This is a genomic window from Eubacterium ramulus, assembly GCF_045002895.1.
Classification (GTDB): domain Bacteria; phylum Bacillota; class Clostridia; order Lachnospirales; family Lachnospiraceae; genus Eubacterium_I; species Eubacterium_I ramulus.
This window is the reverse complement of sequence record NZ_CP173382.1, coordinates 2,419,291-2,443,152: the sequence shown is the minus strand read 5'-3', so window position 1 is coordinate 2,443,152 and position 23,862 is coordinate 2,419,291. Positions and strand designations below refer to the sequence as shown.

Genomic DNA, 23,862 nt, shown 5'->3' with positions numbered 1-23,862 from the left:
AAGTCTTTTGCCTGAATGGTAAATGCGTGAGGGGGAAAGACCGAAACCGCAGGAAAGGAAACAGATATGGAAGTAAAAATTAACCGAGAAATCAGAAATTATACAGAGTCAATGTTTTTTGGACTGTCGCTCAGACAGTTCATTTTTTCTGTTCTCGCTTGTGGCGTTGCGGTAGGACTGCATTTCTTGCTCAGACCGTATGTTGGCACGGAAACCGTATCGTGGGTGTGCATTTTGGGTGCTGCCCCGTTTGCGGCACTTGGCTTTGTGAAGTACAACGGTATGACCGCAGAAAAAGCAATCTATGCGTGGATAAAATCGGAGTTTTTGATGCCGAAGAAGCTGGTGTTTCACTCCACCAATGTGTATTACGAACTGATGAAGCCAAGCATTGAACAGAAACAGAAGGAGGTATTGAAGTCAAATGATTAAGACTCTTACGAACCTGTTTAAGCAGGATAAAGAAAAATTTGTTGTACCGAAAGGGGTGCAGGACGTGATTCCCGTAGCAGCTATCTTTGATGATGGCATTTTCAAAGTGGGAAAGGATAAATATTCAAAGACCTACCGCTTTACGGACATTAACTATGCGGTGGCAAGCCGTGAGGATAAGGAAGCGATGTTCCTTGAATATTCCGAACTTCTGAACTCTCTTGACAGTGGTGCAACGACAAAAATCACAATCAATAACCGTCGGCTCAACAGACTGGATTTTGAACAGACAATCCTTATTCCGACAACCGGAGATAATCTGGACGAGTATCGAGAGGAATATAACAAAATGCTTCTTGATAAGGCAACGGGTGCAAACTCCATTGTTCAGGATAAGTATATTACCATTTCCATCAATAAAAAGAGTGTAGAGGACGCAAGAACTTATTTTGCCCGTGTCGGTGCAGATTTGATTGCTCACTTCGGCAGACTTGGAAGTAAGTGCGTGGAACTGGAAACAGACGAGAGACTTCGTATTTTCCACGACTTTTATCGTGTGGGAGAGGAAAGCTCTTTCCACTTTGATATTAAGGAAACAAGAAAAAAGGGACACGATTTTAAGGATTATATCTGCCCTGACACAATGGAATTTGAAAAGGACTATTTCAAGATGGGAAACCGTTATGGAAGAGTTCTTTTTTTGCGTGAGTATGCGTCCTATATCAAAGACAGTATGGTAGCGGAACTTACGGATATGAACAGAAATCTGATGATGTCCATTGATATTGTTCCCGTTCCGACTGATGAAGCAGTAAAGGAAGCAGAGAACCGTCTGCTTGGCGTAGAAACCAATATTACGAACTGGCAGCGTAGACAGAATGCAAATAATAACTTCTCTGCAACTGTTCCGTATGATATGGAGCAGCAGAAGAAAGAAATGAAAGAGTTCCTCGATGACCTTACAACCCGTGACCAGAGAATGATGTTCGCCGTTATCACGATGGTTATTACAGCAGACAGTAAGGAACAGCTTGAGAATGATACGGAAGCATTGCTTACCACAGCAAGAAAACATCTTTGCCAGTTTGCAACACTGAGATTTCAGCAGGTAGATGGACTCAACACGGTAATGCCGTTTGGAACAAGAAAGATTGACGCTTTCAGAACACTTACCACAGAGAGTCTTTCGGTATTTATCCCATTCAGGGTGCAGGATATTTTTCACGAAAACGGTATCTATTACGGTCAGAATGTTATCAGCAAAAATATGATTATCGCAGACCGTAAGCAGCTTTTGAATGGTAACTCCTTTATTCTCGGTGTATCCGGTGGTGGTAAGTCGTTTGCAGCAAAGGGAGAAATCATCAATCAGGTTCTTTCTTCAGACGCAGATATTATTATCATCGACCCTGAGCGAGAGTATTCACAGCTTGTCAATGCGATGGGCGGAGAGGTAATCAATATTTCTGCTACTTCCGACAATCACATCAATGCAATGGATATGAATAAGGATTACGGCGACGGTGCAAACCCTGTCATTCTGAAATCCGAGTTCATTATGTCCCTTTGTGAACAGCTTATCGGCGGAACAAATCTCGGAGCAAAGCAGAAGTCTATCATTGACCGTTGCACGGCAAGTGTGTACCGCAGTTATCAGCAGAATGACTATCAGGGACATATACCGACCTTGCAGGATTTCAGGGCAGAACTTTTGCAGCAGGACGAACCGGAAGCAAAGGAACTGGCACTTGCTATTGAGCTTTTTACGCATGGTTCTCTGAACACTTTTGCAAAGCAGACGAATGTGGATACCAATAACCGCCTTATCTGCTATGACATTCTTGACTTGGGTAAACAGCTTATGCCGATTGGTATGCTTGTTGTCCTTGACTCTATTCTGAACCGTATCACACAGAACCGTGCAAAGGGTAAGAACACCTTTATCTTCATTGATGAAATTTATCTTCTGTTCCAGCACGAATACTCTGCAAACTTCCTCTTTACCTTGTGGAAGCGTGTGAGAAAATACGGTGCATACGCAAGTGGAATAACCCAGAACGTCGATGACCTTTTGCAGAGCCACACAGCAAGAACAATGCTTGCAAACTCAGAGTTCATTATTATGCTGAATCAGGCTTCCACAGACAGGCTTGAGCTTGCAAAACTTCTGAATATTTCCGACCTCCAGATGTCCTATATCACGAACGTGGAAGCAGGACACGGACTTATCAAGGTGGGAAGCTCGCTTGTACCGTTTGCAAACAAATTCCCTAAGAACACGAAACTTTATAAACTGATGACAACCAAACCAGGCGAAGCATAAGGAGGGATTTACAATGTCTAAGATTCAATTTCGCAATGCTGCACACAGAGATTTTGTATTGGAAAATCTGGATAAGTGCAAAGTCAACGACTGCTATCACAGAGCATTTTTCTATGTGATGGGTATTTCAGAAGAAACAAGAATGAACATCGGAAAGATGTTTGATTTTAAGAGGGATTGCATCATACCGGAAGGTATGCACGGCGGTTGGCAGACAAGTGGCACAGTCAAGGTCTGCCACCTTGCCTTTAATCTCTGGAATGGATTTACGGAAGAAGGCAGGGAAAATCTCTATACACCGGAGGAACTGTTCTGTTGCGGATATGCTCCGTATTTTATGGAGGGTATCAAGTTGAGGTATCCGGAGTATTGCAGAGATTTGACTCCACCTAAGAGAAATGATATGGAAAGGTAAGAGAAAATGAGCAGAAAAATCTATATTATTATTGCGATGGTGTTTACGGTAGTGTTGTCTGTAAGCACCTTCTTTATTATCCGTAATCACATTGACTCTGCCAAGCAGAATGAAGTCTATGATAACCTTGCGGAGATTGTGGAGGACGAGCCGCCAAAGGAAAATGAGGGCGTGACGTTTTCGGAAGATAAGGACTATCTTGCGGAATATCTTGAACTCTATCGGCAGAATGAGGATATGGTGGGTTGGATAAAGGTTGAGGATACCAATATCAACTATCCGGTCGTGCAGTCTGTAAATGAGCCGAACTTCTACCTGAAGCACAAGTTTGATAAGACCTATTCCGCTTATGGCTGTCCATATGTGCAGGAAAATTGTGATGTGCAGAAACCTTCAGACAACATCATTATATACGGACACCATATGAATGACGGCTCGATGTTTACGGGACTGATGAAGTACAGAAACAAGAGCTTTTGGGAAGGTCATAAGACGATTACCTTTGATACACTGACGGATAGACACCAGTATGAAGTGATTGCAGTCTTTAAGACAGTCGTTTATACAGACAGCTCCGATAGCTTTAAGTATTATGAGTTTACGGACGCAGAAAATGCGGCAGAGTTTGATGCGTATGTTGCTAAGTGCAAGGAACTTTCTTTGTATGATACCGGAGTATCGGCAGAATATGGCGACAAGCTGATTTCTCTTTCTACTTGTGAATATTCAAGAAACAATGGCAGGCTTGTTGTTGTCGCTAAGAGAGTGGATTAAACCCCACTCTCTATTATTTTTCGAGAAAGGAGGAAACCGATGGCTGATATAAAAACAAGAGATACAAGCAAAGGTACAATCAAGACCATAAATAAGGCAGCAGTTGCCACGGAGCGAATGAAGAAAGCCTATGTGATGACGAAAGATAAGGCAGAACATTCCACCAATGCTTCGGAAAATTCCGCAGAGGAATATGCTTCCGATAAAATCGAAGCGGCAACGGATAGGGCTGTTCACGAAACTGCATACCGTGCGGATAAAGTCGGCAGATGGGGTGTGCGTGAAACAAGGCAGAATTATCAGAAAGCCAAAACGGGAATTGAGAATTTCAAGACCAAGCGTGCAGAGAAACAGCTTCAGAAACAATCGGTCAATCCTGTCGGAAAACAGAGCATCCGAACTCTGGAGCGTACGGAGAAAACAATTAAACAGTCTGCAAGGTCGGCAGGAAATACGACAGTCAAGACCGTATCGAAAGGTGCAACCAATACTGTTCAAAGGTCGGTCAAGACCGCAGAACAAACGGCAAAGACTTCTATTAAGACCACCAAAGAAGCTGCCATTTTAGCACAGAAAACAGCAAAAACAACAGCCAAAGCAACACAGAAAGCGGCTCAGACGGCAAAGAAAGCGGCGAAAGCCACAGCAGATACCGTTAAAGCCACAGCGAAAGCTACTGTTGCGACAGTCAAAGCGATTATTGCAGGGACAAAAGCACTTGTAGCAGCAATCGCCGCAGGCGGTTGGATAGCGGTTCTGATTATTATGATTGTCGTGCTGTTTGGTGCTGCCGTAGCAATGTTTGGAGGAGGAAGTGACAGTAATTCCTATACTCCGGTAAGTGCAGAGGTAGAAGCCTATGAACCCATCATACAGAAGTATGCCAAAGAGTACGGCATTCCTGAGTATGTGGAACTTATCAAGGCGGTTATGATGCAGGAAAGCGGTGGCAGAGGACTTGACCCTATGCAGGCAGCAGAGGGAAGTTTCAATACAAGGTATCCGCACGAACCTAATGGAATTAAAGACCCTGAATATTCTATCCAGTGTGGAGTTCAGGAATTGAAAGCGGCTCTTACTTCGGCAGAAGTGGAAAGTCCGATAGATATGGAGCATATCAAACTTGCCTTGCAAGGCTACAACTTCGGTAATGGGTATATTTCTTGGGCAAAAACAAAGTATGGCGGTTATTCTTATGCCAATGCAGTGGAGTTTTCCACTCAGCAGGCACAAAGGCTCGGTTGGGACAGTTATGGAGATACCCAATATCCGGCTCACGTTCTGAGATACTATCCGTATGGGCGAGCCTTTACTGCCGGAGGTAATCAGGCGATTGTTGAGGTTGCCTTGACACAGCTAGGCAATCAGGGCGGACAACCTTACTGGAGCTGGTACGGCTTTAATAGTCGAGTGGAATGGTGTGCCTGCTTCGTATCTTGGTGTGCTGACCAATGCGGGTATATTGAAAGCGGACTTGTTCCGAAATTTGCAGGTTGCGTGGATGGTGCAAACTGGTTTAAGTCAAATGGAAAATGGCAAGACCGCACTTATGAACCAAAGGTAGGAGATATTATCTTCTTTGATTGGGAAGGCGACGGTACAACAGACCACGTTGGTATCGTAGAGAAGTGTGAGAATGGCACAGTTTATACCGTAGAGGGCAACTCAGGCGACGCCTGCAAGCAAAGACAGTACGCAGTCGGAAGCAGCAATATCTATGGATACGGTATTCCGGCATATTAAAAATTCCAGACGGTGTCTGGAAAATTGAAAAGATGGCTGCTCAGTTGAGTAGCCATCGGGTACATTATGAGAAATCAGTTGTTTCTCTGTTATTCAGGAAAATATGGTGTGTGTGATAAGTGAAGCTGAAAAGCATATCGGCATTTTCTTTACTGCCGTCTAAAAAGGAAATATCATCGGCAAGGATAAAAAGAATTGCTAACAGCTTCTTGATATATCCAGTGTAGCAGGCATAATCTACATAGATGTTGGCGATATATCCCTCGGCAAATTCTATCAGGTCAGCGTCAATTTCAAAGCTATTGGATAGTTCGTAAACGATTTTGATAAATTTATCCTTGTCAGCAATTCGCTCTTTACTTGGAACACTTCTGCGGTTCTTCTGTATAAATTTTAAAAAATCATCAGCTTCCGTAAAGTCGGGAGTGACTGAGCTGTCAGTTCCCAAATCTGTTTTGTAATCCTCAAATTTCTCTTTTTCAAACCGATTACTGAATATTATCTTTTGTTCGTCCATTCCTTTTACCCCTAAGTTTATTCTATGGAGATTGTTTAACTTGGCTCTTGGGTTGTGATTTGTCTTTCGCCATTAACAATCGTGAATTACTACTTTTATAGTATAACATAAAAATAGTTGGAAATCATCACTAATAGTTGGTTTGGCTTCCTTTGGGTGCGTGTGATTTGAAATCGACTTAACCTATACTATTAGTTATGGAAACACACTAAGGGAGGTGATGTGATGAAGCTCGATACAATCGGCAAGAATATAAGAAAGTTCCGACTTGCGAGGAAATTACGCCAAGAAGATTTGGCTGAGAGAACAGATTTGACAACAAATTATATTGGTATGGTTGAGCGTGGAGAGAAAATTCCGTCACTCGAAACTTTCATAAAGATAGTAAATGCTTTAGGTGTATCATCGGATATGGTTCTTACAGATGTTCTGGAAACGGGATATACAGTCAAGAACTCAATGCTGAATGAGAAGCTTGAAAAACTTGTTCCTGAAGATAGAAACAGAATTTATGAAGTCATAGATACACTTGTGAAGCAGTCAAAGCAAATACTTCCATAAAACACAGAAGTTCGTCCTAATCGACGAGCTTTCTTTTTTTCAGTATAAAAAATTTCAGCTATCGACAAATTTTTCGGGACTTCGACAGAGCAAATATGCTATAACAACAACTGTCAGTGATAGACACATACTAATAGACATAGGAGGAAGTAGAAGTGAACGACATTTTCAGACAAATAGCAAAAGAAAATGGAACAACCGAAAAAGCAGTAAAAGAGGAAATGCAGTTTGCCATTCGGGAAGCAATGAAAAGTGCTGAACCGGAAGCAATAGCTTTTTGGAAAGCAGTTGCACCGGACGGAAAAGAGCCGCCGATAGAAAAGGTCATAGCAATGATTGCATTGAATGTTAATAATAGAATGTACAATTGAGGTGCTTCGGCATCTCTTTTTTAGTATTCTTTAAAAGAGTCGTATTAGGTGTTTGTAAAAAGTGACACCTTAGTGTCTGAAAGGTTACATTTCTGCCTGAAATCTTGAAATGCCTGAAAATTTAATATATAATGTTAAATGACTAACTGTAACGAAGAAGAATTATAAGATGAAGAGGTGTTACTGATGAAGATATGCTATAACAAACTTCAAAAACTTATGATTGACAATCAAATGAAAAGACAGGATTTAATGCGTGCAGCCGAAATTACATCATACGCTGCAACGAAGATAAATAAGAATGAGCCAGTATCTCTTGAAGTACTGATGAGGATATGTCAGGTGTTTCATTGTGACATCGGAGATATATGCGAAGTTATTTTAGACGAAGATTAAAACACGGAGGTAATTATAGATGGCAACCATTGATGATGTTTACAAGGAAGTTCTTGAGCAGGCAGAGAATTTCAAGAAGTATGCACAGTAAATGAGAGGTGTAAATGTAAATATGTTTTATGACGATTTAAATACAGAAGAACAAGTATCATACCTTATTAAACCAATCCTTCAAGTCCTTCAGGAAGCAGGTGGACAGTTAGAGCGTTCTGAAATTAGAGACAGAATTAGTGAGTTGGATGAGCATATTGCTGAATTTGAACAGAAACTATATACATCTAATAAAACAGGAAATCAGTACAAAAAATTTGATTTTAAGTTTAATTTTGCTATTAAAGAGCTTAGTTATGTCGGACTCATATCTTATGTGAAATTCAATCCAAAGATTACACTTACTCAAGATGGAGCAAATGTAGATTTAACAGATTTTGATGTTAAGACAGAAGTAAGGGATAAGGCTCGAAGCTATTGGGAGGAACATTCGACTAGGAACAAATCGAAAAACAAGCCAGTAGAAACACTGGAGGTTGAAGACGAGGAGAATGAATCCACAGATGACGAATTGTTAGATGATTTCAAGGTAAAACTTCAGAGTGCAATCGCTAATATGTCTCCAGCAAAGTTTGAACAATTTTCACGAGCACTTCTTACAAAGATGGGAGTGGAGTTTACCAACAAAGGGGTTCAGGTGTCAAATGATGGTGGTATAGATGGCTATGGATATCACGTAGATGCCGATGATTTTAGAACAACCAGAGTGGTTATTCAGTGTAAAAGATTTAATTCAAATCCAGTGAGTGAGCCGGATATCAATCAATTTCTTGGGGCGATGAACAAATATCAAGCCGATTATGGAGTATTTATTACTAATAGCCGATTTACCAATAAGGCAAGAGAGGCTGCGAGAGAAGGTACGCCGATAACATTGATTGACGGAAATGATTTAATCAGACTGGTTATTAAATATGAATTGTATATAACACCAGTCACAACATATGTATTGGATGGTTTTTATACCGAAGATTGACACTAACGATAGCATAATTTACTCGAAGGAATTTTAGAAGGGAGCATAGAATGATGGCAAAGCAAAAGACCTATATCGCAATTGACCTCAAATCATTCTATGCTTCTGTGGAGTGTAAAGAGCGAAATCGTGACCCTTTGACAACAAATCTTGTGGTTGCAGATAAAAGCAGGACAGAGAAAACCATCTGCCTTGCGGTATCTCCGTCATTAAAAAGTTATGGGATACCCGGCAGACCACGCTTGTTTGAAGTCGTGCAAAAGGTAAAAGAAGCTAATAACAACCGAAGATGGAAAGCACCAAATCGTACATTTACTGGTTCATCTGATGACAGTACAGAATTAAATGCGAATCCAGCATTGGAGATTGATTATATCGTTGCACCACCTCGTATGGCATACTATCTGGAGTATAGCACTAAGATTTACAGTGTTTACTTGAAATACATTGCTCCGGAAGATATATTCCCTTACTCGATTGATGAAGTATTCATAGATGCAACAAATTATCTGAACACCTATCAGATGACTGCAAGGGAACTTGCCATGACGATGATACAGGATGTTTTGAAAACAACAGGAATCACAGCAACAGCCGGAATCGGCACGAATATGTACTTGTGTAAAATTGCGATGGATATCGTGGCAAAGCATATTGAGCCGGACAAGGACGGTGTGCGAATAGCTGAATTGGATGAAATGTCATATCGCCGGAAATTGTGGAGTCATCGCCCGATAACCGATTTCTGGAGAGTCGGAAATGGTTATGCGAAGAAGTTAGAGGAACACGGACTTTATACAATGGGCGATATTGCAAGATGTTCTATCGGAAAGCCGAATGAACTGTATAACGAGGAATTGCTGTACAAGCTGTTCGGTATCAATGCGGAATTGCTAATTGACCATGCTTGGGGATATGAACCTTGTACGATGGAGCAGGTCAAAGCCTATAAGCCGGAAACCAATAGTGTATGTTCAGGACAGGTACTTCACTGCCCGTATGATTACGAAAAGGCAAAGTTGATTGTAAAAGAAATGACCGACCAAATGGTGCTTGATTTGGTGGATAAAGGACTTGTAACTGACCAGCTTGTGTTGACAATCGGCTATGATATTGAGAATTTAAGTAATCCGAACCTAAAATATCAATACAAAGGCGAGGTTACGATTGACCGATATGGACGCAAAGTTCCAAAGCACGCACACGGAACAGCGAATCTTGAGAAAAAGACTTCCTCTACTCGATTGATTACCAACGCCGTGATGGACTTGTATGACAGGATAGTTGACGAGCATTTGCTTGTACGCAGAATAACAATCACAGCGAATAAACTTGTTGATGAAAAATCCGTCAAGCAGGAAGATGAATACCAGCAACTCGACCTCTTTACCGATTACGAAGCACAGAGGAAGAAGCAGGCGGAGGAAGAAGAAAAATTAGAACGGGAAAGGCGTATGCAAGAAGCAATGCTGAGTATCAAAAAGAAGTTTGGCAAGAATGCTGTGTTGAAGGGAATGAACCTTGAAGAAGGTGCAACCGCCAAAGACCGAAACGAGCAAATCGGCGGTCATAAGGCTTAAACAAACTGGAATTTGAGGAATAAAATATGGGCATATTAGAAATAGTTTTTAATTCAAGAAAATTTGATTTGAATGATGATGTTCTGATGGGATTTGATAATTACTTTGATAAAAAAAGTAAGGATTATAATAGTTTTTGTTTAGACGAAGAAGATATTAATCCTTTACAAAACTTTGTAGCACAGATTAAGTCTGCTGACTCAGATAGTGTAATTTATGTATCTACTTATGGCTATGAAATCACAAATAGTAAAGGAGAAAAATCAACATACGCCGATGCTCTTTGGATTGACACAGTTTTACCTATTTCCCAAATAGAGAGATATATTGAAAAAAGTGGTGTTGCTGAACCAAGTAATATTTCTTTTGTTGGAGATAGTGATGAATGTGGAAACTATAAAGTATGGATTATAGCTCAGGAAGAGAATAATCCTCATATTATAGAGTTGACTGACCGCAAGAAGATAGACCATATGATAATATTATATTGGGATTGATAAGTTATAAAATTCCCATTTATTGGGAAGTCGCTGAGAACGAAAAATCGCAAGTTATGGAGGTACTTTATGAACGAGAGAGAAAAAATTATCCGATTATGGTTTAATATGTGGATTAAGAAAGCAGATTTAGGAATTGACAATATTTTTACAGATGATGTTGTATATACTGAGAGTTGGAGTCCTAAATATGAAAACCGCAAAACGGTAAAGCACTGGTTTGACGAATGGAATACACGCGGAAGTGTTCTTGTCTGGGAGATTAAGCAATTTTTTCATCAAGGCAATCAAACAATCGTGGAGTGGTATTTTAAAAGCAAAATGAATAATGGAAATGTTGAAGAATTTGACGGAATATCTTTAATTGTATGGACACAGGATAACAAAATAAAATCATTAAAAGAGTTTGGTTGCAATCTTCATAATTACAATCCATATCGAGATAGTGATATTCCCGTATTTCGAGAAGAAAAAGCAAATTGGTTTTGAGAGGACTATAAATTCAAGTTTGTCGAGCAAAGGAGGTGCTGTAACAGATGGATGAACATTCCTATGACGATATAATCAATCTGCCGAATCCGACATCGAAGAACCATCCTCGTATGTCACTTCACGACAGAGCAGCACAGTTTGCACCTTTTGCGGCACTTACAGGACACGATGCAGCCATTAAAGAGACTGCAAGGCTAACAGATGAACGGTTAGAGTTAAGCGATGAAGTCATTATGAAATTAAATGACCAATTAAATATGATTAGAGATAATATCGGCACAGAACAGGAAATATCAATAACTTATTTCGTGCCTGATGATAAAAAATCCGGAGGAGCATATCTCACGCATTCCGGCATAGTGAAAAAGATTGATGAATTTGAACGCAAACTGATTATGCAGGATGAAACAGTAATTCCGACTGAACAAATCAGCGTGATACAGGGAGAAATGTTCAAAGGACTATATGAGTAATAGCTTGGAAAGGGCAAACAATGGAAACAAAGCCAAGAATTTTATATTTACAAAAGATTTTACTGGAAAGAACTGATGAAGAAAATCCTCTTTCCACAACACAGTTAATCAATATATTGAATGATGAATACGGGATATCTGCACATAGAACGACGGTTACAAAGGATATTGCAGCACTTCAGGAGTTTGGAATGGATATTGTTACTATCCATTCTACTCAGAGCAAATACTTTGTAGCCAGTCGTAAGTTTGAATTGCCGGAACTGAAGTTGCTGATAGATGCAGTAGAGTCATCGAAGTTCATTACAAAGAAGAAAAGCGAAACTCTGATTGAGAAGATACATACGATGACCAGTCCGGGGCAGGTGGCAAAGCTGAAGCGTAATAACTATGTGGTCAATCGCATTAAGCCGGATAATGAGCAGATATATTACATTATTGACGCTATAAACGACGCCATCAATACAGGCAAGCAGATTTCTTTTCAGTATTATGATTATACTGGATTAAAGAAAAAGGTTCTGAAGAACAAGGGCGAAGTGTATAAGCTCAGTCCGTATAAACTTCTCTGGTGTGGGGACTATTATTATGTTCTCGGATATTCTGAGAAGAAAAGTAAGGTTATCAATTTCAGAGTAGACCGTATTGCTTCAAAACCTGAGATATTGGATAAGGACATTATTCCTATGCCTGATGATTTTGATATTGAAAATTACACAAAGGAAGTTTTCTTTATGTTCTCAGGCGAGAAAGTTCTTGTGGATTTACGGTGTGATAACAGTCTGATGAAAACAATGGTTGACCGTTTCGGAGAAGATGTGACAACCCTTGCGTATGATATGACGTCTTTCAGGGTACAGACCGAAGTATCAGCCAGCCCTACCTTTTTCGGTTGGGTGTTTGGCTTTAATGGAAAAGTACAGATACTTGCACCGGAAAGTGTGAAAGAACAGTACAAACAGATGATTGCACAAGCCGATGAGGGTATGCAGGAAAAAGGAAACAAAGAACAGGAAATGTAACACTCCAAAGCATACGATGTCAAGAAACGGCAGAATCTTCCCACAAAGCTCGAAGTATGAATATGCTTAGGGCGTGGAGTTTGAAGTTTATCCGTTTGTGAATACAACCGCCCCAAACTATCATTGTGAAATTTGGTTAGCCGTGAACGAAAAAGGCGAGTAATAAGGACAGCAACTGCGAGTTGCTTGTTTGAGATAATGCGTGAGACTATAATAAAGGTGTAAGGGAGGTACTGCATAATGGATACAAAACAGGTCATACTTGAACTTCGTACTCAAAAGGGAATGTCGCAGGATGAGCTTGCAGAAAAAGTTTTTGTAAGTCGTCAGGCAGTTTCACGTTGGGAAAACGGAGAAACAGTTCCGAATACGGAAACATTGAAATTGCTGTCAAAAGTATTCGATGTTTCCATAAATACACTTTTAGGCTCACCGAGAAAGCTTATTTGTCAATGCTGCGGAATGCCGCTTGAAGATGATGATATTATCGGACACAATCACGATGGTTCTTTCAATGAGGACTATTGTAAGTGGTGTTATGCCGACGGAACATATACTTACAATGATATGGATGATTTGATTGAAGTTTGTGTTAAGAATATGGTAAGCGAGAATTTCACGGAGGAACAAGCCCGTTCTTATATGAAAGAGCTGCTTCCTACTTTGGATTACTGGAAGAAATATGATGAGCTTAGTGATAACGGTCAGTTTGAAGAATTCAAGAAAAAGTTAATCAATGAAATTAACGAATTGAATGTTGACGGAATGCCAAAGGTGGAAAAACTGAATGCCCTTGTGGGAAAGTATGTGAATCTTGAGTACCGGCTTCCGAATGGGCAAGCGGCTAAGTTTTTGAATGAGGCAAAGACATATCTGGGCAATCAGCTTGAATGTGAATACGGCGGCGATAGATGTTTCGGCGTTGTTGCAGATATGGATTTTATTCTTATTTGCACTTATGAAGAAGACGGTAAGAATCCGGAACTTGTATTGTATAAGAAAAGATGAGAATAGAGAAAAATAGTAAGCCATTGGAGTTAATGATTTCAGTGCAAGCAAAGAAATTTTGAGGTGTTAGCAAATTGCGACACCTCTTTTCTTTTGCGAAAAACCTACTTGAAAAATTTTTCGTAGCAGGTATAATAAAACTATCGAAAGCAGATTGCTTCCGATAGAAAAGAAAGCGAGGTGCAGGTATGAGAAGCAAGAGTCCTGAACTTATGAGTGAGATAAAAAAGTATATCGAGGATTATTACCTGCAAAACAGACAATCCCCATCGACTACAAAGATTGCGGAAGCTGTTGGCATTGCCAGAGGTACAGCATATAAATACTTGGTAGAGATGGCTGAGAAGAATATGATTGAATATGACGGGCAGGAGATTCGTACCAATGTGACCCGTAAGTACAGTGGCGAACAGACACAGACGCCGATTGTAGGTTCAATTCCTTGTGGCAGTCCTCAGTATGAGGAAGAAAATATTGAAGAATATGTATCACTTCCTACTGCTATTTTCGGCAAAGGAGATTTCTTTATATTAAGAGCAAGCGGTCAGTCTATGGTTGAAGCAGGGATTGATGACGGCGACCTTGTGGTTGTCAAAAAGCAGGTAGAAGCCAAAGAGGGCGATATAGTAGTTGCCCTTGTGGATAATCAGAATACATTGAAACGCTACTTCCGAGATGATGAGAATAAGAAAATCATTCTCCACCCGGAAAATAAGAAGATGAAAGACATCATTGTAGATGAGTGCTGTATTCAGGGTGTGGCTTGTCACATCATCAAAGAACTATAGCAGAGGACAGACGAATGAGAACACTTGAAGGAATTCGCTATCTAATCAATTTGGATAGTGCGGAAATACAACAGAACTTTGCCGGAGGAGTTGCACCGCCGGACAAGGTGGAGTCGGAGGTGGACACAACTTGAGTATTTATATGTCAAGAGCCGAGTTGGAAGAAATCAGCGAAGGCTTGATAACAGCGTATGCTAATAAGTTTAGCAATCGAGTGATTCAATCCATCGACATAGAACATTTCATTACAGAATTTCTTATGTTACGAATTGAATACGCTTCTTTCGCAGAAGATGATGCAGGCAGGATTGGTTTTCTGGCAGATGGAGCAACACCACTGCTGATACATCAGGACGGAAAAATTATTCCCTTTGTTTTCCCGAAAGATACCATCGTACTTGATAAATTTCTTCTTGCTGAAAAGGAGCAGGGACGTCGCAGATTTACAATGGCACACGAAGCGTCACATCATATCTTGAGTAAGATGTATGCAATGCCGAGTGAAGGACGCTTTCATGCAGAGTATGACAGTGAGCGTAGTTATTCCAAAGAGGAACTGGCTCAGATGTTTGCGTCTGTTGAGTGGCAGGCAGATACAATGGGAGCTTCGCTTCTTATGCCGAGAAGAATTATTGAAAATGCCTTGGCGAAATATAATCAGTCAAATCCGATAAGAGTTTATGGCGATAATACCATTACTTCAAAGGATAAAGCAGTTATCCGCAGAATGGCAGCTTATATCGGAGTATCTTATACAGCCTTGGTTATCAGATTGAGAGATATGGGGCTATTTGAGTATCACAATATCCTTGAGTACATTTCCAATGAGTTAAATCTGGGAGGTGTTTCACAATGAGGTTACAGACTCAGGTAGCACCTGAAATACAAAAGAGATTGCTTCTGTCAAGAGTAGAAGCAGAAAGTCTGAAAGAGCGTGATATTCTCTGCCCGACTTGTGGGTTCAGGATACAAAGAGTTTTTTCAGACGCAACCGGACATTTGAGTGTGAAGTGTCAGAAATGCAAGAATGTCCATATCTTAAATCTCGCTTACTTCCGCAGAATCCGTAGGAACGGATATGGCAGGAATTGCAGGCGATGAAGATTACAAGTAAATATCGAAACGATTTCTAATCGAGTAAGCGGAGATAAGCAATTTATTTGCTAAACTACCAAGCACCGTACGAAGCCGGATAAGTGAAGAATAGAAGTATTCTTTGCTGTCCAGATTCGACGGTGCTTTTTTTGTTGCTGTTTTATTCGATTATGCTTCGTGCAGTATTAGGTCTTTTCCCTTACTTGGGAAAGGACTTTTATGTTTTATAACGTATGGCAGTGCCAGATAGCTGAGTACCCGTAATCTCCGAATTTTGAAACTTATCAATTTTTCAAAATTCAAAGGAGATTACGGAAATGAAAAACAAACTTACATTAACAGAACAAGAAGAATTATTTGTAAAGGATTGTAAACTGATAAATCTTAAATACGAATATAACGGTTATACCGGAGCTGAAAGATGGGCGATTATTACGGAATTATCGGTAAAAGAGCTTTGGGAGAAGTATCCCCTTGTTATAGAAAGATATTCTCCGTTTGTTCATCTTTCCATTGCACAGGGAGAGGTAATTGACGATGCAAACCGAAATGAGGACAAGTATGCAAAGAGAAGCAGTCGCACACTTGACTGCTATGGATATGACGATGAAATGTCCTCACAGTTCCATAAAGAACTTGCCATTATGTTTGACGACCCGTTTGAAAGAGCAGAGGAAGAAAGGCTTGAACTGGAAAGAGAAGAATTGCGTCAGTGTGAAATCAGGAAAGCAAGGATAGCACTTTCAATGTTGCAGCCACTTCAAAGGGAACGCCTTATGAAGAATGTGTGCTGCGGTCTGAGTTCCAGAGCGATTGCAAAGCAGGAGGGCGTATATTACAGCTCCGTAGATAAGTCTATTGCAGCGGCGAAGAAAAACTTTATCAAATTTTATGAAAATCTCTGATTTTGGGTGTGCATTTCAGCACCCTTTGTCCAAATGAGTGAAGGGGTTATTTCATTCCGGATACGAATGACACTTTAAAAATTAGATTCTTGTGAGGTTATGCATATGAAAGAAAAAATGATTTGTCGTGGGGATTTATTCTACTATGACTTTGGAGATAACAGTGGTTCAGTACAAAGCGGAGAGCGTCCGGTGCTTGTCGTTCAGGCAGACGATTATAACCAGAATGCTCCAACGATTATTGTTGCAGCGGTTACAAGTGTAATCAAGAAAAGATATTTGCCATCACACATTATTCTTGGCGAGGAGTTTGGACTGAAGAAACCGTCAATGGTTCTTCTGGAGCAGATACGGACAGTCAATAGAGAGGATTTGCGTGAATACATAGGTACGGTAGATGACGATAAACTTTTTAGGCAGATAAACGCAACTTTGAAAAAGACTTTTGGACTTTGGGTTTACAAGCCGGAGGGGAAAGAAAATATTCGTTGTCTATGCCCGAAGTGCCTGAATGATTACATCCACAATCCGGACTATATTGTAAGGCGACTTGACCCATTTGCAAAGCGAAAAGACAGATGTGATAAGTGTGATGGGGATGGTTGGGATTATGTTGTTACCGACAGATATTCATCCAAGAAAGAAAAGAGGGGGAGCAATGACAGAAAATAAAATCATTATTCCTATCTGGAAGAAGTCCAATCTTACAGTAGAAGAAGCCGCAGCTTATTGTGGTATTGGCTCAAGAAAATTAAGAGAAATGTCCGACTCGGAGTTTTGCCCTTTTGTTCTTTGGAATGGAAGTAAGCGACTGATTAAAAGAAGAAAACTGGACGAATATCTTGATAATGCGTATTCGATATAGCTGATTTGTAAAGTGTGCGATGGGTCGGTTCGCATAATAGGCTCATCGCTCATTTTAAATTATCATAAGGGCAGAAAAAAACAAGGAGGTGCTTCCGTAATGGCAGATACAGAAAAGATTATCCGAAAAAAATATGATGTGCCGATATGGCATAAGTCTAATTTGACGATTGATGAAGCAGTTGAATATTCTGGCATAGGTAGAGAAAGACTGAGAAAACTAACAAGCCAAGAAGAATGCCCATTTGTTCTTCATATAGGAAATCGTCGAATGATTAAGAGGAGGATTTTTGATGAATACATTGAAAAACTTACTTTCCTTGAATGATGATGAACGCTTACTTGCCGAAGTAAGAACATATCAGGAAAAACTCATAAGCAATGCTGAAGAACCGATATGGGAAAGAAAGTGGCTGACAATCGAAGAAGCCGCAGCATATTCCGGTATAGGAAGAACGAAGTTGCGTGAGTTGTCTAATCAAGCAGGTTGTCCCTTTGCAATATGGATAGGCAATAAAATCCATATTGTGAGGGAACGACTGGACAAATATATAGATAAGCAGTTTAGAATTTAGGAGGACACAATGGCGACAAAAAGAAAAGATAAATCAAGGGTTGTTCTGAAAACCGGAGAGGTTCAGAGAAAAGACGGTACTTATCAATTTAGCTGGCAGGACAGCCAGATGAAAAGAAGATTTGTTTACGCAAGAACTTTAGATGACCTGAGAGAAAAAGAAAAGCGTATTCAGAAAGATAAATGTGATGGTATTAAGACCGAAGCACGATACACAACCATTGATGAATTATTTGACCTTTGGGCAAATATGAAAAGAGGGCTGAAGAATAATACCTTTGAAAATTACAAATATATGTACAATACCTTTGTGCGACCAGTGATTGGAAGTAAAAGAATATCAACGCTGAAGAAATCAGATATTAAGAAATACTACAATTATCTTGTTGATGAAAGAAATTTGAAGCCTTCAACGATTGATAATATACATACGGTTCTTCATCAGGTTTTACAGATTGCTGTCGATGATGACTTCATCAGAAATAACCCGTCAGATAATGTGTTGAGAGAATTGAAAAAAGCACATTGTTTTCAGTCGGAAAAGCGTAGAGCGTTGACGAAACCGGAGCAGGAGCTATTTCTGAATTTCCTGAAAACCCACCCTGTATATGAACACTGGTATCCAGTCTTTGCAGTAATGATAGGAACTGGACTTCGTGTGGGAGAAGTGACCGGATTGAGATGGTGTGATATTGATATGGAAAGTGGAATGATTGATGTTAATCATACTCTTGTATATTATGACCATAGGACTAAGGGAAGTAAAAGCGGCTGTTATTTCAATGTAAATACAACGAAGACTCCGGCGAGTATGAGGCAGGTTCCAATGCTTGGTTTTGTGAGAGAAGCATTTGAACAGGAGAAACAGAAGCAGGAAGATTTAGGACTTCATTGCGAGGTCACGATTGACGGATATACAGATTTTATTTTCATCAATCGTTTTGGTCAGGCACAGCACCAAGCCACACTCAACAAAGCAATCCGAAGAATTATCCGTGATTGCAATGATGAGCAGTTTTTGCACAGTGATGAACCTGATGTGTTACTTCCTCATTTTAGCTGTCACTCGCTTAGACATACATTTACAACAAGAATGTGTGAAGCTGGAGTAAATATAAAGGTTATTCAAGACGCACTTGGACATTCAGACATTTCAACCACACTGAACATCTATGCTGATGTTACAAAGGAAATGAAAGCGGCAGAGTTCAAAGGATTGGATAGCTACTTCATAGTATAATATTGGACTTCACATACGGAGAGAGAACATACAGAGTGTTGTGTGTTCTTTTTTCTTGTTCTGAAGCAGGAAAAGATAAGGCTGCGTTACTTTGATGTGGATTGACATTGTAAATAAGAGAAGTTATAATTTCTTGTATATGACTATGCTCTTGCATATACTACTATCGCCCTACATCATTTACATCATATTTTACATCATTTGCCCGCAAAGTGACTCAAAGTAGAGCAAAAATATGAAGTATGGGGGATAATTGGAATATGGAGAATTTAATAGTATTAACACCAGCTTGGTCGAGTATGAAAGAACCACAAAAAAGCTCCCGACAATGAAGTCTATTGATAAGTAGGAATGCAGGAAAATCAAGGGTTTCAGAGCTTGGATGTACTAAAATATATAGTTGGTCAAGGGGTTTTGACCAAGATTTGACCAATTTTTGGCATAGTCAAAAAAAGATTAGTACAGGTTAGTACAGATTGCTTAGTCTGAAAAATTAAAGATTGTATTACTTAGAGGACATTTTCTAAAGAAATTTAGAAGATGTCCTCTTTTTGCGTTATAGGAACAATTGAAATACCGAAAGGAGAATAGCATGGAACACACAAAGACATATCAGGAATTTAAGAAGAATGGTAATACAAAGTTTGTAAGATATAGCGAAGGAGCAGAAATGTATCATATGAGCGTATCAAAGTTTATGCAAATGGCTAAGGATGCCAAAGCAATCTATAAGTTAGGACAGTTAGTACTTGTGAATTTAAAAATATTTGATGAGTACATTGAGACATTCCATATAGTTGATGATGAATTTTATAAGTAGGTGAAAAGGATGGTAACACAATTACAGCCGGATGTTAGGGCTTATCTTCATGGTGGGGAGGTAATAAAAAGATACATAAGGGTCGAAGAGGTGGCTCATGAATATGGATTTAGTGTTGAGGAAACTGAATATATAGCTAAGGCTGCAAGTTCTTTATACAAGCTTACCCGTATTCATTTGGTAAAAAAGGAAAGGTTTGATGAGTTTATGAAACACATATATAAAGTGCCGGGAACAAATAAGCAGATAATCAAAAAGTTTGCGAGAATTGGAGAAGCTTCAATTATATACAGTATAGGAAGGCATAGGTTTATCGAGTTGGCTAGAGCAGCAGGTGCTACATATAAAATAAATGAGGGGACAGGAGGGACTGTACTAGTTAATTTGGAAATATTTGATAATTACATGGAGCAATTCAGACAACCTGTAAGACCTTTGAAAGAGCCGTTATACGGACAGGAAGAAGGTGAATTGAATGAGTAACTCATATAAGTTTTATTCAGATACAAAAGACATTATGAAAAAATATGTAAATGCTACTGAGGGAGCCATTATTTATGGCATAAGTAAATCAAGGATTATGGTTTTGGCTTCAGAAGCAGGGGCAGTATATAAGGTTGGAAATTCAGCATTGATTAATACAGATATTTTTGAAATGTATTTGGAGAAATTTAAGGAACCAACAAGACCATTGCCCAAACATATTTGGAATAAATTGTCAAGCGAAGATAAAAAAGACCACAATAGTACCTGTTTTGACAAAAAAGACCCGTGATTGTCACTTTCGGCATTATAGAAACTAATGTAATATATGGACATTCCAAGAAAAACTTGGGATGAACAATTAAATAATCAGTTACAGATTTGCAAAGTAGTTTGCACTGCAGAGTATCTGTAGGTAGTAAATTTACGGGGCATGTACCTGGAAGATGAGGTGCTTAGTTCATGGAATGGAAGCAATTTCACTTATGAGAAAAAGAAGCTTTCCGGAGCAGCATTCAAGGTAACTGCTGGAGCAGATATCTACAAGGCAGATGGTACTAAGGTTTACAATGCTGGCGATGTAGTGGCAGAAAGCCTTACAACAGGAACTGACGGACAGGTGGTATTATCTGACCTTCATCTTGGAACTTATGTGGTAACTGAGATTAAGAGCATTGACGGGTATACAATCAATACCACACCTCAGACAGTAGCAGTTGAGTATAAGGACCAGACTGTGACAGTACAGTATGAATCAACTACGATTGAGAATACAAGACAGAAAGCGGATGTATCTGTCGTAAAGAAGGACTCTGACACAGAGAACCCTCTTGATGGCGGCAAGTACACACTTTATGCCGGAAATGACATCAAAAACTATGCCGGACAGGTTATTGTGACAAAGGGTACAGCTCTTGAGACAGTAACTACAGGTGAGGACGGAAAGGCAAGCTACAGCGTGGATCTGCCAATCTCTAACGGATATTATGTCTCAGAGACACAGGCACCATATGCGTATATCAGAAACAGTAAAGATGTTTACAGCTTCAATTTCAATGTATTACCTGAAACACAGGCAAAGGCATCATTCAGTCACACATTTGTAAATGACAGAACCACAGCAAAGATTCATATCTACAAGGTAGACAAGGAATCAGGCAAGGCAGCAGCCCAGGGAGATGCAAGCCTTGAAGGTGCAGTTTATGGTCTTTATGCGAGAAACGATATCGTGCATCCGGACGGAGCAACAGGAGTTGTATTCAAAACAGGAGATCTTGTAGCAACACTTACAACAGATAAGAATGGCGAGGCAGAGGTCAATAACCTTTACCTTGGAAACTATTATGTGAAAGAAATCACTCCATCAGAGGGGTATCTTTTAGACGAAGAGGAGCACGATGTAGTTTGCGACTATGAGGGAGACCTTGTAGCAGAGGTATCAAGAAGCACAACCTCAGCAGAGCAGGTCATCAAGCAGCCATTCCAGCTTATCAAGGTATCTGACAATGGCGATGATACTGAAGCAGGCTTATTGGCAGGTGCAGAGTTCACAGCTTATTTGAAATCATCTTTACCTGTAAAGGCAGATGGAAGTTATGACTTTGACAAGGCAACTCCGGTAGTAATCGGGGAAAACGGAGCAACAACAATCACATCCGATGACAAGGGACATGCAGTTTCTATTGCAATTCCTTATGGAACTTATGTGGTAGTAGAGTCAAAGACTCCGCATAACATGAAGACAATCAAGCCATTTGAGGTAAAAATCAGCGAGAACCATCCTGACAAGCCTCAGACATGGAGAGTATTCCTTGACAGGGAGTTTACTGCAAAGCTTCGTGTAATCAAGAAGGATTCCGATACAAAGCAGACAGTACTTGTACCAAATGCAGAGTTTAAGATCTTCAATATTGATAAGAACGAATATGTGAAGCAGTACACAACTTGCATTTCTTGAGAATAAGCAGGTTTTACGATTACTCTCAAAAGATAAGCTTAATCTGTCCGATATCGGTATTGGAGTAAATGGGGATGGTGAGACAAAGACAGCACTGTTTTGTGTAATCCCGGATAGTGATAAATCCTATAACTTTATTATCGGTATGTTATATACGCAGATATTTCAGGAATTGTACTATCAGGCGGACTTTAACTGCGGAGGAAGGCTGCCAATCCATGTGACATTTATGTTAGACGAATTTGCGAATGTCGCATTGCCCGATGACTTCTGTTCGTTGTTATCGACAATGCGAAGCCGTGAGATTTCAAGTATCATCATCATTCAGAACTTTGCACAGCTAAAAGCACTTTTCAAAGATACCTGGGAGACAATCCCTGGCAACTGTGATACCTTTATCTACCTTGGTGGTAACGAGCAGAGTACGCACAAGTATGTCCTTGCCGGACTTTCTGCTGTCGGTATCGCTGTAACTTCTGTTGTTGCACACAAAAAGAAGAAAAAGGAGAGTAACGAGTAATGGAAGCAAAGACAATTATCGCTATCGCATTAGTCGCCGTTATTGTCGGCGGCTTTATCTTTCTTCAGGTTAAAAACCGCAAGAAGTAAGTAACAAGCGAACATTAACCAGTCGGGGCAGAGCGTAAAAACTCTGTCCCTTTAATTTTTTGGAGGAACATTATGAAACAACAGAAAACGGTGGAGAGCCGAGTGCTTGAAATCTTAAAGGAATGCCCGATGTCGAGGTATGATGATATGCTTCTCATTCTGCATTATTACAACCAATACGGATATATACCTGCCGGAAATCTTCCGCTTGAGGATATTGTATTTAATTACCGAGCATACGGACTTCCTTGTTTTGAAACCATACGCAGGGCAAGGCAGAGAGTACAGTCCCTTTTTCCTGAGTATTCACGTAATCCGCAGAAAGAAGAACAGAGCGGCAGTATTTCTATTGTAATCAACATTAGCTAAGGAGGTATTTTCGTGAAAGACAAAGCAACTTTTCAGAATAAGGTCAAGGTGCTGAATAAACTCTTTGACTCCGGTTGTGATACGGAGAAAAAGTTGCAGCAGCTTGATATGGAAGCAATCCTGAAAATCCCGAATATCACGATTCCTGATATGGGTGTGATTATGGAGCTTCAGAAGAATACAAAGTCCGGTAAACTCTTTTCGTATTTGGGCGGAGGTTCTGATGAAGCAGTAAAAAATAAAGGTAACAATGAGAAGAAAGAGCCTGCTATGCAGGAGCAGAGATAAGAAACGATAAGGAGGTGCAAGGGTAATGGCACGAAAATATGACCTTATTTCTGAGCTTTACAACCGCACCTGCAAAACGGTTGTATCAAATCCTCAGAACTGGCAGGCATTCTTGGCTTCGGCTTGCCGAAATTATAAGTTACGCTATGACGAACAGCTTCTTGTATATGCACAGCTACCTGACGCAACAGCAGTTCTTGAGATAGAACAGTGGAATAGAATTTTCGGCAGATGGGTCA

30 protein-coding genes and 1 pseudogene are annotated in these 23,862 nt (G+C 40.0%); 30 read left to right on the top strand and 1 reads right to left on the bottom strand.

Translation table 11 applies throughout. The features are described 5' to 3' along the window. Window positions 1-66 precede the first annotated feature (66 nt). Genes ACIRUQ_RS11495 through ACIRUQ_RS11475 form a run of 5 tightly spaced genes read left to right on the top strand, consistent with a single transcriptional unit; the run spans window position 67 to window position 5,687 of the window. Window positions 67-432, top strand: coding sequence for a PrgI family protein (locus tag ACIRUQ_RS11495; RefSeq protein WP_055291068.1), 366 nt, complete (start codon window positions 67-69; stop codon window positions 430-432). Further along, entirely contained in the window at window positions 425-2,755 is a 2,331-nt protein-coding gene (locus ACIRUQ_RS11490) for a VirB4-like conjugal transfer ATPase, CD1110 family (RefSeq protein ID WP_055062744.1), read from the top strand. The genes ACIRUQ_RS11495 and ACIRUQ_RS11490 overlap by 8 nt, the downstream gene beginning before the upstream one ends. Window positions 2,756-2,768: 13 nt before the next feature. Beyond that, on the top strand, window positions 2,769-3,170 hold the full coding sequence (locus tag ACIRUQ_RS11485) for a DUF6075 family protein (RefSeq protein WP_002594682.1): 402 nt from the start codon (window positions 2,769-2,771) through the stop codon (window positions 3,168-3,170). A 6-nt stretch (window positions 3,171-3,176) separates the two neighbouring features. After that, on the top strand, window positions 3,177-3,944 hold the full coding sequence (gene srtB / locus ACIRUQ_RS11480) for a class B sortase (RefSeq protein ID WP_055291071.1): 768 nt from the start codon (window positions 3,177-3,179) through the stop codon (window positions 3,942-3,944). A gap of 39 nt (window positions 3,945-3,983) precedes the next feature. Beyond that, window positions 3,984-5,687: a lysozyme family protein gene (locus ACIRUQ_RS11475; RefSeq protein WP_055291073.1), complete on the top strand. Its 1,704-nt coding sequence runs from the start codon at window positions 3,984-3,986 to the stop codon at window positions 5,685-5,687. A 64-nt stretch (window positions 5,688-5,751) separates the two neighbouring features. Here the strand turns inward: ACIRUQ_RS11475 and ACIRUQ_RS11470 are convergent, their stop codons facing one another. Continuing rightward, window positions 5,752-6,204, bottom strand: coding sequence for a hypothetical protein (locus tag ACIRUQ_RS11470; protein ID WP_055291075.1), 453 nt, complete (start codon window positions 6,202-6,204; stop codon window positions 5,752-5,754). A gap of 225 nt (window positions 6,205-6,429) precedes the next feature. On the opposite strand from ACIRUQ_RS11470, the gene ACIRUQ_RS11465 reads away from it, so the two are divergent. The 25 genes and pseudogenes from ACIRUQ_RS11465 (at window position 6,430) to ACIRUQ_RS11345 (ending at window position 23,623) form a co-directional block, all read left to right on the top strand. Continuing rightward, a complete protein-coding gene (locus tag ACIRUQ_RS11465; protein ID WP_055291077.1) occupies window positions 6,430-6,765 on the top strand; it encodes a helix-turn-helix domain-containing protein in 336 nt (111 codons plus the stop codon). Between the two features lie 155 nt (window positions 6,766-6,920). Then, on the top strand, window positions 6,921-7,136 hold the full coding sequence (locus tag ACIRUQ_RS11460; RefSeq protein WP_002594687.1) for a hypothetical protein: 216 nt from the start codon (window positions 6,921-6,923) through the stop codon (window positions 7,134-7,136). A gap of 186 nt (window positions 7,137-7,322) precedes the next feature. Continuing rightward, window positions 7,323-7,532: a helix-turn-helix transcriptional regulator gene (locus ACIRUQ_RS11455; protein WP_002587820.1), complete on the top strand. Its 210-nt coding sequence runs from the start codon at window positions 7,323-7,325 to the stop codon at window positions 7,530-7,532. 91 nt (window positions 7,533-7,623) lie between these two features. Continuing rightward, window positions 7,624-8,559, top strand: a complete 936-nt coding sequence (locus tag ACIRUQ_RS11450; protein WP_055291079.1) for an Mrr restriction system protein — start codon at window positions 7,624-7,626, stop codon at window positions 8,557-8,559. Window positions 8,560-8,612: 53 nt separating this feature from the next. Next, on the top strand, window positions 8,613-10,139 hold the full coding sequence (locus tag ACIRUQ_RS11445; RefSeq protein ID WP_044681713.1) for a DNA methylase: 1,527 nt from the start codon (window positions 8,613-8,615) through the stop codon (window positions 10,137-10,139). A gap of 26 nt (window positions 10,140-10,165) precedes the next feature. Further along, a complete protein-coding gene (locus tag ACIRUQ_RS11440; protein WP_015530037.1) occupies window positions 10,166-10,636 on the top strand; it encodes a hypothetical protein in 471 nt (156 codons plus the stop codon). Between the two features lie 69 nt (window positions 10,637-10,705). Beyond that, entirely contained in the window at window positions 10,706-11,125 is a 420-nt protein-coding gene (locus ACIRUQ_RS11435) for a nuclear transport factor 2 family protein (RefSeq protein ID WP_055146909.1), read from the top strand. A 47-nt stretch (window positions 11,126-11,172) separates the two neighbouring features. Next, the gene (locus tag ACIRUQ_RS11430; RefSeq protein WP_008118560.1) at window positions 11,173-11,601 is read left to right on the top strand and encodes a hypothetical protein; all 429 of its coding nucleotides are present in this window, start codon (window positions 11,173-11,175) and stop codon (window positions 11,599-11,601) included. Window positions 11,602-11,621: 20 nt separating this feature from the next. Continuing rightward, window positions 11,622-12,623, top strand: a complete 1,002-nt coding sequence (locus ACIRUQ_RS11425; RefSeq protein WP_055291081.1) for a YafY family protein — start codon at window positions 11,622-11,624, stop codon at window positions 12,621-12,623. Between the two features lie 240 nt (window positions 12,624-12,863). After that, window positions 12,864-13,631, top strand: a complete 768-nt coding sequence (locus ACIRUQ_RS11420) for a zinc ribbon domain-containing protein (protein WP_055215141.1) — start codon at window positions 12,864-12,866, stop codon at window positions 13,629-13,631. Between the two features lie 188 nt (window positions 13,632-13,819). Then, window positions 13,820-14,419, top strand: a complete 600-nt coding sequence (gene lexA / locus ACIRUQ_RS11415) for a transcriptional repressor LexA (RefSeq protein ID WP_055291083.1) — start codon at window positions 13,820-13,822, stop codon at window positions 14,417-14,419. 259 nt (window positions 14,420-14,678) lie between these two features. Continuing rightward, complete coding sequence (locus ACIRUQ_RS11410; protein ID WP_242853634.1) at window positions 14,679-15,275, top strand: ImmA/IrrE family metallo-endopeptidase; 597 nt, start codon at window positions 14,679-14,681, stop codon at window positions 15,273-15,275. Window positions 15,276-15,831: 556 nt separating this feature from the next. Beyond that, on the top strand, window positions 15,832-16,419 hold the full coding sequence (locus ACIRUQ_RS11405; protein ID WP_055291085.1) for a hypothetical protein: 588 nt from the start codon (window positions 15,832-15,834) through the stop codon (window positions 16,417-16,419). 105 nt (window positions 16,420-16,524) lie between these two features. After that, window positions 16,525-17,091: a type II toxin-antitoxin system PemK/MazF family toxin gene (locus tag ACIRUQ_RS11400; RefSeq protein ID WP_015530049.1), complete on the top strand. Its 567-nt coding sequence runs from the start codon at window positions 16,525-16,527 to the stop codon at window positions 17,089-17,091. Further along, complete coding sequence (locus ACIRUQ_RS11395) at window positions 17,078-17,284, top strand: excisionase (RefSeq protein ID WP_002594704.1); 207 nt, start codon at window positions 17,078-17,080, stop codon at window positions 17,282-17,284. The genes ACIRUQ_RS11400 and ACIRUQ_RS11395 overlap by 14 nt, the downstream gene beginning before the upstream one ends. A 99-nt stretch (window positions 17,285-17,383) precedes the next feature. Continuing rightward, window positions 17,384-17,611, top strand: coding sequence for an excisionase (locus tag ACIRUQ_RS11390; RefSeq protein WP_002594705.1), 228 nt, complete (start codon window positions 17,384-17,386; stop codon window positions 17,609-17,611). Continuing rightward, window positions 17,577-17,858 carry an excisionase gene (locus tag ACIRUQ_RS11385; protein WP_023920548.1) on the top strand — a complete coding sequence of 94 codons (282 nt, stop codon included), beginning with the start codon at window positions 17,577-17,579 and terminating at the stop codon, window positions 17,856-17,858. Before ACIRUQ_RS11390 ends, ACIRUQ_RS11385 begins: the two co-directional genes overlap by 35 nt. Before the next feature lie 9 nt (window positions 17,859-17,867). Further along, window positions 17,868-19,097 (top strand): tyrosine-type recombinase/integrase, encoded by a 1,230-nt coding sequence (locus ACIRUQ_RS11380; protein ID WP_055291087.1) that lies wholly within the window; start codon window positions 17,868-17,870, stop codon window positions 19,095-19,097. 592 nt (window positions 19,098-19,689) lie between these two features. Further along, the gene (locus ACIRUQ_RS11375; RefSeq protein ID WP_012739894.1) at window positions 19,690-19,917 is read left to right on the top strand and encodes a DUF6462 family protein; all 228 of its coding nucleotides are present in this window, start codon (window positions 19,690-19,692) and stop codon (window positions 19,915-19,917) included. Between the two features lie 9 nt (window positions 19,918-19,926). Beyond that, on the top strand, window positions 19,927-20,400 hold the full coding sequence (locus ACIRUQ_RS11370; RefSeq protein ID WP_022377867.1) for a DUF6462 family protein: 474 nt from the start codon (window positions 19,927-19,929) through the stop codon (window positions 20,398-20,400). Further along, window positions 20,393-20,692, top strand: a complete 300-nt coding sequence (locus tag ACIRUQ_RS11365) for a DUF6462 family protein (protein ID WP_022377866.1) — start codon at window positions 20,393-20,395, stop codon at window positions 20,690-20,692. Before ACIRUQ_RS11370 ends, ACIRUQ_RS11365 begins: the two co-directional genes overlap by 8 nt. 141 nt (window positions 20,693-20,833) lie before the next feature. Next, the gene (locus ACIRUQ_RS11360) at window positions 20,834-22,357 is read left to right on the top strand and encodes a collagen binding domain-containing protein (RefSeq protein ID WP_082432901.1); all 1,524 of its coding nucleotides are present in this window, start codon (window positions 20,834-20,836) and stop codon (window positions 22,355-22,357) included. Further along, a pseudogene (locus tag ACIRUQ_RS11355) lies at window positions 22,332-22,835 on the top strand (type IV secretory system conjugative DNA transfer family protein); the annotation flags it as partial. The gene ACIRUQ_RS11360 and the pseudogene ACIRUQ_RS11355, both read left to right, overlap by 26 nt. Window positions 22,836-23,038: 203 nt before the next feature. Next, the gene (locus ACIRUQ_RS11350; RefSeq protein WP_015512770.1) at window positions 23,039-23,335 is read left to right on the top strand and encodes a hypothetical protein; all 297 of its coding nucleotides are present in this window, start codon (window positions 23,039-23,041) and stop codon (window positions 23,333-23,335) included. Window positions 23,336-23,347: 12 nt separating this feature from the next. After that, on the top strand, window positions 23,348-23,623 hold the full coding sequence (locus ACIRUQ_RS11345) for a hypothetical protein (RefSeq protein WP_002594666.1): 276 nt from the start codon (window positions 23,348-23,350) through the stop codon (window positions 23,621-23,623). The last annotated feature ends 239 nt before the right edge of the window (window positions 23,624-23,862 follow it).

Excerpts from the sequence above, each read along its gene's own strand:
- ACIRUQ_RS11495 (WP_055291068.1), top strand. The coding sequence starts at position 67 with ATGGAAGTAAAAATTAACCGAGAAATCAGAAATTATACAGAGTCAATG.
- ACIRUQ_RS11490 (WP_055062744.1), top strand. The coding sequence starts at position 425 with ATGATTAAGACTCTTACGAACCTGTTTAAGCAGGATAAAGAAAAATTT.
- ACIRUQ_RS11485 (WP_002594682.1), top strand. The coding sequence starts at position 2,769 with ATGTCTAAGATTCAATTTCGCAATGCTGCACACAGAGATTTTGTATTG.
- srtB (WP_055291071.1), top strand. The coding sequence starts at position 3,177 with ATGAGCAGAAAAATCTATATTATTATTGCGATGGTGTTTACGGTAGTG.
- ACIRUQ_RS11475 (WP_055291073.1), top strand. The coding sequence starts at position 3,984 with ATGGCTGATATAAAAACAAGAGATACAAGCAAAGGTACAATCAAGACC.
- ACIRUQ_RS11470 (WP_055291075.1), bottom strand. The coding sequence starts at position 6,204 with ATGGACGAACAAAAGATAATATTCAGTAATCGGTTTGAAAAAGAGAAA.
- ACIRUQ_RS11465 (WP_055291077.1), top strand. The coding sequence starts at position 6,430 with ATGAAGCTCGATACAATCGGCAAGAATATAAGAAAGTTCCGACTTGCG.
- ACIRUQ_RS11455 (WP_002587820.1), top strand. The coding sequence starts at position 7,323 with ATGAAGATATGCTATAACAAACTTCAAAAACTTATGATTGACAATCAA.
- ACIRUQ_RS11450 (WP_055291079.1), top strand. The coding sequence starts at position 7,624 with ATGAGAGGTGTAAATGTAAATATGTTTTATGACGATTTAAATACAGAA.
- ACIRUQ_RS11445 (WP_044681713.1), top strand. The coding sequence starts at position 8,613 with ATGGCAAAGCAAAAGACCTATATCGCAATTGACCTCAAATCATTCTAT.
- ACIRUQ_RS11440 (WP_015530037.1), top strand. The coding sequence starts at position 10,166 with ATGGGCATATTAGAAATAGTTTTTAATTCAAGAAAATTTGATTTGAAT.
- ACIRUQ_RS11435 (WP_055146909.1), top strand. The coding sequence starts at position 10,706 with ATGAACGAGAGAGAAAAAATTATCCGATTATGGTTTAATATGTGGATT.
- ACIRUQ_RS11430 (WP_008118560.1), top strand. The coding sequence starts at position 11,173 with ATGGATGAACATTCCTATGACGATATAATCAATCTGCCGAATCCGACA.
- ACIRUQ_RS11425 (WP_055291081.1), top strand. The coding sequence starts at position 11,622 with ATGGAAACAAAGCCAAGAATTTTATATTTACAAAAGATTTTACTGGAA.
- ACIRUQ_RS11420 (WP_055215141.1), top strand. The coding sequence starts at position 12,864 with ATGGATACAAAACAGGTCATACTTGAACTTCGTACTCAAAAGGGAATG.
- lexA (WP_055291083.1), top strand. The coding sequence starts at position 13,820 with ATGAGAAGCAAGAGTCCTGAACTTATGAGTGAGATAAAAAAGTATATC.
- ACIRUQ_RS11410 (WP_242853634.1), top strand. The coding sequence starts at position 14,679 with ATGTTACGAATTGAATACGCTTCTTTCGCAGAAGATGATGCAGGCAGG.
- ACIRUQ_RS11405 (WP_055291085.1), top strand. The coding sequence starts at position 15,832 with ATGAAAAACAAACTTACATTAACAGAACAAGAAGAATTATTTGTAAAG.
- ACIRUQ_RS11400 (WP_015530049.1), top strand. The coding sequence starts at position 16,525 with ATGAAAGAAAAAATGATTTGTCGTGGGGATTTATTCTACTATGACTTT.
- ACIRUQ_RS11395 (WP_002594704.1), top strand. The coding sequence starts at position 17,078 with ATGACAGAAAATAAAATCATTATTCCTATCTGGAAGAAGTCCAATCTT.
- ACIRUQ_RS11390 (WP_002594705.1), top strand. The coding sequence starts at position 17,384 with ATGGCAGATACAGAAAAGATTATCCGAAAAAAATATGATGTGCCGATA.
- ACIRUQ_RS11385 (WP_023920548.1), top strand. The coding sequence starts at position 17,577 with ATGAATACATTGAAAAACTTACTTTCCTTGAATGATGATGAACGCTTA.
- ACIRUQ_RS11380 (WP_055291087.1), top strand. The coding sequence starts at position 17,868 with ATGGCGACAAAAAGAAAAGATAAATCAAGGGTTGTTCTGAAAACCGGA.
- ACIRUQ_RS11375 (WP_012739894.1), top strand. The coding sequence starts at position 19,690 with ATGGAACACACAAAGACATATCAGGAATTTAAGAAGAATGGTAATACA.
- ACIRUQ_RS11370 (WP_022377867.1), top strand. The coding sequence starts at position 19,927 with ATGGTAACACAATTACAGCCGGATGTTAGGGCTTATCTTCATGGTGGG.
- ACIRUQ_RS11365 (WP_022377866.1), top strand. The coding sequence starts at position 20,393 with ATGAGTAACTCATATAAGTTTTATTCAGATACAAAAGACATTATGAAA.
- ACIRUQ_RS11360 (WP_082432901.1), top strand. The coding sequence starts at position 20,834 with ATGTACCTGGAAGATGAGGTGCTTAGTTCATGGAATGGAAGCAATTTC.
- ACIRUQ_RS11350 (WP_015512770.1), top strand. The coding sequence starts at position 23,039 with ATGAAACAACAGAAAACGGTGGAGAGCCGAGTGCTTGAAATCTTAAAG.